The 12455-nt window shown below is 58.1% G+C and carries 10 protein-coding genes and 1 riboswitch; of the genes, 3 read left to right on the forward strand and 7 right to left on the reverse strand.

What is annotated here, in order from left to right:
• Positions 1 to 54: 54 nt before the first annotated feature.
• Positions 55 to 1233 (forward strand): MFS transporter, encoded by a 1179-nt coding sequence (locus L1249_RS04000; RefSeq protein WP_044628403.1) that lies wholly within the window; start codon positions 55 to 57, stop codon positions 1231 to 1233.
• On the opposite strand, the gene L1249_RS04005 is transcribed toward L1249_RS04000, so the two are convergent.
• From L1249_RS04005 to L1249_RS04020, 4 genes are all read right to left on the reverse strand, one after another.
• Entirely contained in the window at positions 1230 to 2198 is a 969-nt protein-coding gene (locus tag L1249_RS04005; RefSeq protein ID WP_044628402.1) for a magnesium transporter CorA family protein, read from the reverse strand. The two genes, L1249_RS04000 and L1249_RS04005, sit on opposite strands and share 4 nt — an antisense overlap.
• A 17-nt stretch (positions 2199 to 2215) precedes the next feature.
• A complete protein-coding gene (locus tag L1249_RS04010; RefSeq protein WP_058576888.1) occupies positions 2216 to 3646 on the reverse strand; it encodes a diguanylate cyclase domain-containing protein in 1431 nt (476 codons plus the stop codon).
• Positions 3647 to 3720: 74 nt separating this feature from the next.
• Positions 3721 to 5100, reverse strand: a complete 1380-nt coding sequence (locus L1249_RS04015) for a sodium:solute symporter (RefSeq protein ID WP_044629232.1) — start codon at positions 5098 to 5100, stop codon at positions 3721 to 3723.
• A riboswitch (TPP riboswitch) is annotated at positions 5090 to 5193 on the reverse strand. It overlaps the preceding gene by 11 nt.
• Positions 5194 to 5258: 65 nt before the next feature.
• Positions 5259 to 5849, reverse strand: a complete 591-nt coding sequence (locus L1249_RS04020; RefSeq protein ID WP_044629233.1) for a peroxidase-related enzyme — start codon at positions 5847 to 5849, stop codon at positions 5259 to 5261.
• Positions 5850 to 6029: 180 nt separating this feature from the next.
• Between L1249_RS04020 and L1249_RS04025 the strand changes: the two genes are divergently transcribed.
• Positions 6030 to 6719 carry a hypothetical protein gene (locus tag L1249_RS04025; RefSeq protein ID WP_044629234.1) on the forward strand — a complete coding sequence of 230 codons (690 nt, stop codon included), beginning with the start codon at positions 6030 to 6032 and terminating at the stop codon, positions 6717 to 6719.
• A gap of 43 nt (positions 6720 to 6762) precedes the next feature.
• Here L1249_RS04025 and L1249_RS04030 read toward each other — a convergent pair whose 3' ends face one another.
• Positions 6763 to 8259, reverse strand: coding sequence for a CoA-acylating methylmalonate-semialdehyde dehydrogenase (locus L1249_RS04030; protein WP_044629235.1), 1497 nt, complete (start codon positions 8257 to 8259; stop codon positions 6763 to 6765).
• A gap of 222 nt (positions 8260 to 8481) precedes the next feature.
• Between L1249_RS04030 and L1249_RS04035 the strand changes: the two genes are divergently transcribed.
• Positions 8482 to 9543 (forward strand): zinc-binding metallopeptidase family protein, encoded by a 1062-nt coding sequence (locus L1249_RS04035; RefSeq protein WP_044629236.1) that lies wholly within the window; start codon positions 8482 to 8484, stop codon positions 9541 to 9543.
• Here the strand turns inward: L1249_RS04035 and L1249_RS04040 are convergent, their stop codons facing one another.
• Positions 9544 to 10542, reverse strand: coding sequence for an alpha-E domain-containing protein (locus tag L1249_RS04040; RefSeq protein ID WP_044629237.1), 999 nt, complete (start codon positions 10540 to 10542; stop codon positions 9544 to 9546).
• 4 nt (positions 10543 to 10546) lie between these two features.
• On the reverse strand, positions 10547 to 12031 hold the full coding sequence (locus tag L1249_RS04045; protein ID WP_044629238.1) for a circularly permuted type 2 ATP-grasp protein: 1485 nt from the start codon (positions 12029 to 12031) through the stop codon (positions 10547 to 10549).
• Positions 12032 to 12455 lie beyond the last annotated feature (424 nt).

Consider the following 12455-nt stretch of genomic DNA (forward strand, 5'->3'; position numbering starts at 1 on the left):
CAAAACCCGTCAAGCTACGGGTCGACCGTGCTTCTGCCCCTGCCAAGGATCGGTATGCTTCACTTCACCTCGACGTACCATCGCCGTCTCACCTGGACCTACTTTGGCCTGTTCATTGCCATTGGGATGACCGGCGGACTGCTTGGCCCAGCACTGCCCCATTTGGCCGAGGCCAGCGGTGCCTCCATGAGCCAAATCGCCGTGCTGTTCACTGCACGTGCCGTTGGCAACATGAGCGGCGCCATGGTCACCGGGCTGCTCATGGATCGCTTCAACGGCCACCGCGTGTTGGTGATGATGGGCGTGCTGGCGGTAGCCGGACTGGCGCTGGCCCCGCTTAGCCCGCTTCTGCTGCTGTTGACGCTGCTGTTCATGCTGCTGGGATTTGCGGAGGTATCGCTCAACGCGGGCGGGAACACGCTGCTTTTGTGGCTGCACCGAGACGCAGCGGGCCCCAATGTAAGCGCGCTGCACTTCTGCTTCAGTTTCGGCAACATGCTCACGCCGCTGATCATGATTGCTGCGCTATCCCTCACCGGACAGTTTCACCTCACGTTTTGGATCGTCGCGGCCAGCGTGGCTGCCATGCTGTGGCCGCTGTCGCGCTTCGTCAGCCCGTCCATGCCCACCGTTGACCCTAATCCCACGTCCTTGGCTACGCTCAAACACCGCGACCCGCTCTTGCTGGGGCTATTCATGCTACTGTTTTCTCTTTATGTGGGCATCGAAATTACGTTCGCCGGCTGGGTCACCGCATACGGTACGCTCTCTGGATTAACCACCGAGCACGCGGCGTTGCTGGCAACGCTGTTCTGGCTGGCGCTCTCGGCGGGACGCCTGCTCGCCATCCCGCTACTACGCGTTTGCTCACCTTGGCAGGTGCTCGCTGGCTGCCTAGCGCTGGGGCTGAGCGCAGCGGCAGGTCTGCACCTCAACGCGCTGCCGCCAAGCGCTGGCGCGCTGCTGTTTGGCCTCTCCGCCTCGGCGTTTTTCCCTACGCTGTTTGCACTGTGCAACCAGTCGATCGTCATGCGCGGGCGCACCACCGGCGCCATCTTTACCGCCGCGGGCAGCGGGGCGCTGGTCATTCCGTCACTGACCGGCCCGCTGCTGGATCTGGCGGGTGCGGGGGCGTTTCCTATATTGTTGGCCACGCTTTGGCTACTGATTGCGCTGGGGCTCTTACTGTTGGCCAGTCGTCTGCGGCAATTGGCGGTTCGACAAGGGGGTTAAAACCAGCGTTTCCGTTTGAACAGCCAAATGAGCACCCCACCAATCCCTAGCATGGCCCCCCAAACGAAAAAGTAGCCGTACTGATAGCTCAGTTCTGGCATGTACTCGAAGTTCATGCCGTAAATACCGGCGATAAAGGTTAGCGGGACGAAAATAGCGGTAATCACCGTCAACACCCGCATGGTGATGTTCAACTGGTGTGATGAAATGGAGATATAGCCGTCGACGAGATCGCCACAAATGTCGTAGTACATTTGCGTTAGGGTGTAGAGTCGCTCGAAACGTTCTTCGACATCGGTTATGGCATGCAGCGTTTCGCTTTCGCCTCGCGGCAAGTGCGCGTAGTCGTACGCCGTCAGCTCTTGGGTGATGCCTTTGTGATAGCTGAAGATCCGGCGCATTTTGACCAGACGCGAGCGATACGTGGTGATTTTACGCATCAACACGTCGTTACCATTGTCTAGCAGCTCGTCCTCGAGATCACTGAGCTCCGTTTCGAATTCCAGCAAGCTATCGATATAAAAGCCCGCCGAGGTGTACATCACTCTCAGTGCCACCTGCTCGGGTGACTGGGCCAATAGCGTTTTGCCGTGCTCATTGAGTAAGCGTTCGATACTCATCGCCTCGCCGGGGTGCAAGGTCACCAAAAAGCGTTCGCCGACGAAGAAACAGATCTGCTGAGGTACGAAGTTTAGCTGGGCATCGAACGAGGAAATGCCGCGATAGATGATCAGCGTGTGATTGTCGAACTCTTCGATTTTCGGCGGATGGCGCTCTTTGTGGGCGTCTTGTATGGCCATCGGGTGACACTCGAAGCGCTCCAGTATCTCACGCTCCTGCGCTTCGCTCTCTCCTTTCATGTCGACCCACAAGTGTGCTGTGGGCATGCGCATCCACTCGTCCATCAGGCGAATGTCGCCCTCGCGCACGTCGCCCTCTGGGGTGGTCAATAGACAACGAATCATACTCGTCCTTGGGTTCGTTAATGGGGGGCAGACGTATCCGCCGGACGTGCCAGCGCGATACGCGCTTTGCCTGCGCGTTTGGCGTTGTACATGGCCTCATCGGCGCGCTTCAATAACTCCTGAGGTGTCTCCGCCGCGTCGTGGACGAACAGCGCCACACCAATGCTGGTACTTACTTGCAGGGTCACGCCACCTGCGCTGAGCGGCTCCTCGATCACCTCGATCAGCTTATGGGCCAGCGGCTCCGGTGCGTCGCTGGTCACCCCCTCGAGCAGCACGACGAACTCATCTCCCGCCCATCGGGCAACGAAATCCGTCTCGCGGACGGTTCGCTGGAGACGGCTCGCGATGTCGCGCAGCAGCTCGTCCCCCATGGCATGGCCGTGCTGATCGTTAATGCGTTTGAACCCATCGAGGTCTAGAAACAGCACGGCCAGCGGTGCGAGCGTACGGCGTACCCGTGCCATTGCCTCCGGCAGACGCTCGTCTAGGGCGCGGCGGTTGGGCAAACGGGTGAGCACGTCTTCTCGGGCCTGCTGGTCGCGTAGGCGCTCTAGCTGCTGGCGTTCGGTAATGTCGTGAATGAACAAGCTGCGGCGTGGGCGGCCATTCACCTCGAAACGCTTCAGTCGCACCTCGACCGGCAAGCGAACGCCATCGCGCCGTAGGGCTTCTCCGGTCACTGGCATGGCGACATCGTCACTGGTGATTCCGTCGGGAAACATGAGCGATGTAATCGGTCGAGTGAGGGCTTCTTTGCGACTCCAGCCGAACATGGTCTCGGCTGCATGGTTCCAATCCAGCACGCGCCCCTGCTCATCGACGCTCAAATAGGCATCATATGCCGACTCGATCACCAGATTGAGTTCGCGGGTTCGCTGCTCGATACGCTGCTCGAGGCTTTGATGCAGCGCCGTGAGCGCCTGCTGATTGGCGGCACGAATCTTCTGCTCGTTGATGAGCCGTTCGCGCAGGTGGATTTCGCCAATCACGATATCGGCCAAATCTTGCATCGCAGCCTTTTCTTGGTCACTTAAGCTGCGTGGCTGGCTGTCCATGGCGCATAGCGATCCGAGGACCAGCCCTTGTGAACTACGCAGCGGTATCCCGGCATAAAAACGGATGCCGCCAGGTGTCATCACGTAGGGATTGGTCGCGAAGCGTGCGTCTTGCTGAGCGTCTTCGACCACTAGCGGCTCATCTTCGAGTACCGTGTAAGCACAAAACGCGACGTCCCTAGGTGTTTCCGATACCGCCATGCCCACTTGAGACTTGAACCACTGACGATCGGTGTCGATCAGACTGATGGTAGATTTAGGAACGCCGAGCAGCACGGTGACCAATCGCGTGATCCGATCGAAAACGGGCTCGTTTGGCGTATCCAGGAGGGCCAGTTCGTTAAGCGCAGCCAAACGGGCAGTTTCGTTGGGGGGTAACAGGTGGCTCATGGCGATCACACCTAAATGGTCATCAAACCCTTAACAGCATAACGCGAAACGAAATGTCCTGCTTAACGCCTTGATTAACGGACTTCGACACGTTGACGGCTCACCAGAGCCAACGCCACGCTGACCGTTGTTGAGAGTAGCAGCGCCCCTACGAACGGGCCTAACGTCGGTACGCTGCCGGGGAACGTGGCGGCCATTACCCCTGCGCTGACGCTGCCCTGACCGATCCAGCCAGGCAGCACGGCCCCTACAAGCCCCGCCAACCCGCCGCTTATTGCTGCCATCGGTGTCATACGCTGCCACAAACCCAGCAGCACCGGCACCACTATCGCTGCACACAGCAGATCGGCAATTAAAAATAGCCGCAGCACGGAGAGCCCTTGCAAGGCAATCACGATCACGGGCAGCATGATCGCCACGGTGAGCCAGCGCGCCTTGTTGAGGGCCTCGGGCCGGTGACCATTGGCCCACAGCGACGCAATGCCGTTTTGTAAGGTGTCGACGCTCGAGGTGACCAGCGTGACGGCCAGTACCAATGAAGGCAGCGTGATCCATACCGGGGCATCACTAAGCAGCGCAAAAAACGGCATGGGCGGCTCGCCGAGACTGACCCCGCTCATCGCTGCCATGATACCTACGCCACCGATCACCATGACGACCAGTACGGTCAAGCCGCCACCCAACCAGGCACCGCGCCCCAGGCTCGCGTCGTCTTGGGCCGCCCATACCCGCTGCCAATAGCCTTGGTGAAACAAGTTGGCCGCGGTCACGGCGATCACCAGCGTCAACGCCACGCTGAGCGAGCTGCCGATGGGGAGCGACGGGAGTTGCGCGTCATTCGGCATACTGGGCAGTCGCCAGAGCGTCACGCTGGCGACGGCGAGCAGCAGCGCCAAAAGCAGCCACGCTTGCCAGCGGTCGGTGGCCAAGCTTGCCCGCAGCCCGCCCATGACGGTGTACACCAGCGTGGTGAGCGCCACCCCGATGATCACCACGGCGGGAGGCACGTCGGAGAGCAGCGCGGTAATCGCCCCGATGGCGGTGAGTTCAGCAGCCAGGAAGCAGCCCATGTAAGCCACGGAAACGAGCGCCACGAAATGGCGTACCCCCTTGCCATAGCAGGCGTCGGCAAACTCGGCAATGCTGCGTCCCTCGGGCAGTGCTTGGCGTATCTTAGGCCCGTAGAGACCCAAAACGATGAACGGCAGCGCCGAGCCAAGGGCATAGCCCAGTAGCGCCACGGGCCCTACGAATGCGCCGATTTCAGGGGGTGCAAAGAGTATCCAAGCCCCCATACCGGACGCCAAAAAGGAGAGCCCCAGGGTGGCCGACGTTTGCGAATTACGGGCGGAGACATAATCATCCAGCGAGCCGCCACTGAAACGTGCCCGAAGACCCAGAAAAGCAAAGCAGCATAACGCTGCGCCTAACACGAAAGACGTTAGGTAAGGCATGTCGCGCTTCCTCCGCCGGTACGAACCGGATCAGGTTCCAGGGTCTGCGTTGCGCGCATTCTCAGCCCCATTGGGGCTCCCCTGGCGACAGTGAGTGGAGGCAGTATCCTCAATCAAAGTGGTGCGTTAGTAAAGCCTTGCCCATGGGGCCGGGCTGCTTATTCCACTTTCTTGGGGACACGCCCCATCAGGTAAAACTCGGCGTTGGGCGGTGTTCCTGCTAGTGTCACCAAGCGGTTGGACATGCCAAAAAACGCGGCAATGGCACCGATGTCCCAGCAATCATCCAGCGTGAACCCCACTGCCTCTAAACGCGCCTGCCATTCGTCTGAAAACTCGCCCAGATCGATGGCACTGTGCAGTGCAAAGTCGAGCATTAACCGATGACGCTCGCTCAATCCCGCCACACGATGGTTGATAGCGATATTATCGGCCAGTAACGGATCTTTACTGTAGATACGCACCAGCGCGCCATGGGCGACGACACAGTACAAGCAGCGATTGCGGGCACTGGTCGCAACGACAATCATCTCTTTCTCTGCTTTGGTCAGCGTCTCCGATGGTCGCTCCATCAACGCATCGTGATACGCAAAAAAAGCGCGAAACTCGTCGGGTCGGTGAGCCAACATCAAAAATACGTTGGGCACGAAGCCCGCTTTCTCCTGCACGGCCAACATGGCTTCCCGAATATCATTGGGAACATTATCCAGAGTGTCAGGAAGTTTGAACCGACTGATCGATGCAGCCATAAAGGCTCCTTTTTTATTTTGAAGTAGAGTCCCACTACCAACTCACTTTTATCCGTAACAAATTGCTAACTAAAGACTCTTTTCATATGGCTTTACGCTCGCCATACTTTTAGTGATCTAATGTCATAAAAGCCGTACGCTATTCGGCTAGCCAAGCGGCGTACTTACAGGGAAACCACCATGTCATACTCCGAAGCAAAAGAGCACACGCCAGGGCGTTTGCATGAACTGTTCGCAGACCCGTACCGTGCGTTCGAGAACGATACGGATGAGCGTCAGTTGCATATCCGTGTCATGCTTCACACCCTGCTGGCCCGGCCTATGCAGCGCGGCCTGGTCACGCTTCGTGTGATTCACGGCTGGGAGAACGGTGGTTTCGAACCTGCCGACCTACAGCATGCCGATTTTACGCTGCACAACCTGCAAGATTTCGAGGCGGCGGCCACCTCCTTTCACGCGGCGGCGGAACGAAATGCCCCCCTACCCGCAGATCAAACCGCTATTCTCGCGGCTCCCCTGGCCGATGCCATTGCCGATGCTGAAGCAGAAGGCAACGCGCTTACCGACGATATTCGTGCCACACCGGCTCGCTGGCCCGCGTTCGAGGGTGGGCTTGCCCTCTACACTCTGTTCAAAATGTACCATCGCCTCGTATATGGCGAGGACGATACCTACCGTTGCTCACAATGTGAGACCCCCCACGGCCTTCGTGAAATTCATGAATTTCACCTCGAAGAGGGAGAATTCGCGCTGCTGGCGCCCGTTCGCGATGAGCAGGAGGCGCCCTACCTGCTCGTACTACACGAGAGCCAGCTTGGCCCCATAGGCCAACTGCTCTCGGAGAGCTTACCGCTGTTTCAGGACGTGTGAAGGTCGCCTCCTCTACCGAGGAGGCGCAGCGCGTTGCCGCTCGCTATAGCGAGATCGTGCTATTGATACCGCTAGAGACGTTTTCGGGCTCGAACCAGCGGGCAGTGACCGTTTTAGTCTGCGTCCAGAACGCAATCGCCTGTTTACCGTTAGGCCCTAGGTCGCCCAGCTTCGACGCCCGAGAACCAGTAAAGCTAAAGTAGGCGACCGGCACTGGAATAGGCACGTTGATGCCAATTTGGCCGACGTCGATGTCGGTCTCGAAGCGTCGCGCGACCCAGCCCGAGTTCGTAAAGATCGAGGTGCCGTTGCCATTCGGATTGGCGTTAACGAAAGCGATGGCGTCGTCCAGCGTTTCGACGTTGACGACACACAGCACCGGCCCAAAAATTTCCTCGCGATAGATCGTCATCTCTGCCGTTACATCGGAAAACAGAGTCGGCCCGACGAAATTACCGTCTGGGTAGCCGTCGACCGTGTAGCCGCGCCCATCAACCAGCAGCGTAGCCCCCTCCTTTTCACCTGCCGTAATCAAACGCTCGACCCGCTCCTTGGCTTGCGGAGAGACCAGTGGCCCCAGATCGGCCTCGCGCTGGGTGCCGGGTCCTACGATCATACCGCGCGCGCCGGCTTCGATGTCTTTGATCCACTCGCGCGCTTCCCCCACCAGCACGACCACCGAGTTCGCCATGCAGCGCTGACCGGCGGCACCAAAGGCAGAGCCCAGCAGGCTATCGATGGCTTGACTACGGTTGGCATCCGGCATGACGACACAGTGGTTTTTTGCACCCATCATGGCCTGCATACGTTTGCCAGCAGCGGCCGCACGGTTATAAAGCAGCGACCCCACATGGGTCGAACCGATGAACGACAGCGCCTTGATATCTTGATGGTCGGCAATTTGATTGGCGACGTCAGGCCCACCGTGCACGACGTTCAATACTCCAGCCGGAATACCCGCTTCATGTGCCAGTTCCACGAGCCGCATGGTAGAACTCGGGTCTTGCTCGGAAGGCTTCAAGACGAAGGTGTTTCCGGTGGCAATCGCCAACGGGAACATGAAACAGGGCAGCATGATCGGAAAATTGAAGGCGGTAATGCCCGCCCCCACACCCAGCGGCTGATGCATGGTATAGACGTCCACCTCGTTGGCCGCATTCTCCGCCAGCTCGCCAAGCTGTAGGGAGGTAATCGAACAGGCGTGCTCTACCACTTCTAGCCCGCGCCCCACTTCACCCTCGGCATCCGGCAGGGTTTTACCGTGCTCTTCGGTGATCAAGGCGGCAAGTTCCGCTGTATTCTCGCGAATCAACGCCTGCAGTTTGAGCATGATGCGCATGCGCTTGCCGAGCGGCACTTTGCGCCACTCTTTGAACGCCGTTTTGGCGCTGGCGATGGCGCGCTCGACTTCTTCGGACGTACAGAACGGTACTCGCGCCACCACGTCCTGGGTGGCAGGATTCACCACATCGCGCCACTCTTGGCTTTGCGACATGACTGGCTGGCCATCGATGTACATCGGAATTTCACGAACGGACATGATGCGTTTCCTCAGCTTGTGTTTGTTATGGGATCAAATAGGGAACCCTTAGGGTATATCAGCAAGTTGACGTAAACGTCAATTAGCCACTGGACAAAGACAATATGCCCTCCGCCCGACGATTTGGCTTTCCCTCTCGGTAAGGGCATCGCTATGCTGAGACAATGACGTATCACTACTCACCCTCGTGAGATGCGCTGTGGTGATCACAAGGAGGTATCCATGCAGACGTTTAGCTGCCGCTGTGGCAATCCGCTGTTTTTCGAAAATACCCACTGCTTGGCCTGTGAGTCGGAGGTTGGCTGGTGCCCCGCGTGTTGTAACATCGTGGCGCTGGAACCGTTGGATAGCGGCGGCTACCGCTGTACCCATGAAAACTGCGGCACGGCACTAATGAAGTGCCACAACTATGCCGTCGAAAACGTCTGCAACCGGATGGTGGTGATGGCCGACGGGCACGCCGATACGCTGTGCGACTGCTGCCGCTACAACGAGGTGATTCCCGACCTAGAGGTCGAGGGCAACCGGGAACGCTGGGCAGCGCTGGAGAGCGCCAAACGGCGGCTTTTCTATACGCTGGATTTGCTCAAGCTTCCCCACGGCGTCGAGGGCGAGGACATCCGCGTCCCACTGAGCTTTTCGTTCATGGCCGATGCGCTGCCCGACCAAGGGCTGTGGCGCTCCACGGCAAACCAAGAAAAGGTGTATACCGGCCATGCCAATGGCCATATCACCATCAACGTCAAAGAGGCCGATGACGTCGAGCGTGAGCGGCTGCGTGTCGACATGAATGAATCCCACCGTACGTTGATCGGCCATTTTCGTCACGAAATCGGCCACTACTACTGGGACCTACTGATCAAAGACCAAGACGAAGCCGCCAGCATTCGCGTGTTCGGCGACCACAACCATCCCACCTATGGCGACGCCCTAGAGCAGTACTATCAGCAAGGCGCTCCAGCAGACTGGCCCACACGGTTCATCTCCGCCTACGCCGCCATGCATCCGTGGGAGGATTTCGCAGAGACGTTTGCCTTTTATCTGGACATGGTGGCTGTGCTGGATACGGCACTGCACATGGGCCTCTCTCGGGCCGAGTACGATGGCTCATTGGAGAGCATGCTACAAGCGTTTCATCAGGTAGGCTTGACGGTGAATGAACTCAATCGTGACATGGGCCTACTGGATCTAGCCCCAGGGGTTCTTGCCCCCGCGGTGCATGAAAAGCTGGCGTATCTACACGATCTCATTCAACGCGCAAACGCCAGCCCTAAAACGGCCTAATCAGTCGTTGTCATGGTCGCCCACGTGGCTCTGGCTTTGGCGCTGAGTGACTCGAGGAACGCCATCGCCGTTTACGAAATACGTAGCGCTGAGCGTATCGTGAATGGCGGCAAAACCAATTTGTAGCTCGTCCACGAAAGCGTGCAGTTTGCTCGGCGAGTGGGCCAATGCCTGAATGTCCGCATCGACCACATCGGCGCGTACCAGTGACACCGTGGCCGCCACGCGATCTTGGCGAGGCAGTAACTGCAGCTCGTGCCCCAACGTTTCCAAGCTACAGGCAATGGAGCGCGGCAGGTGCGGGTCTTGAAGCAGAAAACGCAATACGTCTGGCCCACGCACGCGCAGCCTGACCTGCTGGCGATACATCTGGTACGCCGTCAGGGATTTCAGCACGCTCATCCACTGCAAATTTTCGAACGGCAGCAATTCTTCAGGGTTTTGCGGCAGCAAGCTTGCCGAACGCACGTCGACGATCCGCGTGGTCATGTCCGCCCGCTCCAACTGACGGCCCAGCTTGATGAACGTACGCGCCGGGCCGTGGCTCAAGGTGCCTTCGATGAGCCCTGTTAGCGTTTGGCAGCCACGAATGACGTTTTTCAAAAATGCATCCCGACGCCGAGGGCTCACGCCGTTCTCCGCGTGATCCGCCACGCTGAGATAGAGCTGGTTGACCTCTTCCCAAATCTCTCGGGGCACCACGTCCCGCGTGGTGCGCAGGTTTTCTCTGGCGCTAGCGAGCGCCGAGAGAATCGAGCTGCCGTTTTCGGCATCGGCGCACAAAAAGTGCATCACACTTCGCTCATCGAAACTGGTATGCCGTGCGTTGAAGGCATCCAGCGTCCCGGTCATTTCGATCAGCGGCGCCCAGCCCAGCGGTAAATGGCGTGGCAAATCCAGCATCAGGTGCGTATTGACGCTCAATAACCGTGCGGTGTCTTCGGCACGCTCGATGTAGCGAGCCATCCAATAGAGGTTTTCAGCAACGCGTGACAGCATGGCGCTAGGCTCCTTTCTGCTCAGCGGCACCCGCCGCGTTCTCGTCGGTTTCGACGATCCAGGTGTCTTTACTCCCGCCCCCTTGGGACGAATTGACCACCAGCGACCCTTCGACCAGCGCCACGCGGGTCAAACCGCCTGTGGTTACATGGGTTTCCGGTCCCGAGAGGATGAACGGGCGAAGGTCGACATGGCGGGGCTGAGGCAAACCGTTGGCCAGCGTTGGCGTAGTGGAAAGCGCCAGTGTCGGTTGGGCCATATAGTTACGCGGATTTTCATTGATCAAGCGCGCAAACTCGTCCCGCGTTTCTTTGGTGGAGCGCGGTCCGATCAGCATGCCGTAACCACCGGATTCGTTGGCGGGTTTTACCACCAGCTCGTCCAAATGATCGAGCACGTACTGGCGGTCCTCGTCGAACATACAGAGATAACTCGGCACGTTCGGCAGCAGTGGCTCTTGATCCAGGTAGTAACGAATCAGCTCAGGGACGAAGGCGTAAACGACTTTGTCGTCGGCGACGCCCGCCCCGGGCGCGTTGGCCAGCGCGACGTTGCCCGCCCGCCAAGCGCGCATCAATCCCGGCACGCCCAGCATGGAGTGCGGATTGAACGCCTCGGGGTCGAGAAACTCATCGTCTACGCGGCGGTAGATCACATCGACACGGCGCAAGCCCTCTACCGTGCGCATGTAGACCACATCGTCGTCATCGACCAGCATATCGCTGCCCTGCACCAGCTCGACCCCCATTTGCTGCGCCAGGTAGGCGTGTTCGAAATAGGCAGAGTTATAGATGCCAGGCGTCAGCACCACTACCTGCGGGTCGTCGCCCGGACGGGGCGACATGGCCGCCAGCATGTCGTACAGCTGCGCGACATAGTCGTCCACTGGCAAGATCTTGCCCGAGGCGAAAAGCTCCGGTAACACGCGCTTGGTGACGTTGCGGTTTTCCAGCATGTACGAAACGCCCGACGGGATACGCAAGTTGTCTTCCAACACGTAAAGCGTGCCATCGCCGCCGCGCACCAAGTCAGATCCGCAAATATGGGCCCACACGCCGTGGGGCGGATTGATGCCCACACACTGAGGTCGAAAATTGGCCGACTGAGCCAATACTTCGGCGGGCAACACTTTATCTTTGACGACTTTTTGCTCGTGATAGAGATCATCGATAAACAAGTTCAGCGCTTGTACGCGCTGCTTTAAACCCGCCTCGGTTTTTCGCCACTCATTGGCCGGAATGATGCGGGGAACGATATCGAAAGGCCAGGCGCGGTCGATCATCGCCCCTTCTGAATAAACGGTAAACGTGATGCCCATCGTTCGAATGGCAATTTCTGCCGCAGTTTTACGTTCAGCTAGCTCTTCCGCACTAAAGCGCGCCAACATGTGACATAACTCGTCCGCAGAAGCACGAGGCTTGCCTGGCGCCGCCAACAGCTCGTCGTAAAAGTCACGGCACGCATAGTTATTCCAATCTACTTGGCTCATGGGCGCTCTCCTGGCGCTAGGGTGGAAGCGGCAACTTCCTTAATTCAGTAGTGTAGGCCTGCCGCGTGCAATGTACGTAGCAACTTGACCATATAAACACGCAAAACTCGCGCCATATTCCCCGCTATTTCAACGCTCAATAGGCGCTTAGCGTTTACTCTTCTCTTTGTAAGGCTCGGTTGGCACAACTTTTATACATGAAAGAAATTAACACTCATCTTTTAGTACTTAATCGTTATTAGAGCACCAAAATAGTGCATACCAGTTATCGATTATGGTGCGATGACAATTTTCCACACTCTTTAAACGCCATTACTCATATTGCAGCTGCAAAATAGTTCAACTCCAACGATACTTCTTGGTACTTATTTTCTTCACCGACGCGCTATGCGGAATACGCACGGTGACTTTTGGCTTTCTTTGA

The sequence above is a fragment of the Halomonas sp. Cn5-12 genome (genome assembly GCF_021532545.1).
In the GTDB taxonomy this organism is placed as follows: Bacteria; Pseudomonadota; Gammaproteobacteria; order Pseudomonadales; family Halomonadaceae; genus Vreelandella; species Vreelandella aquamarina.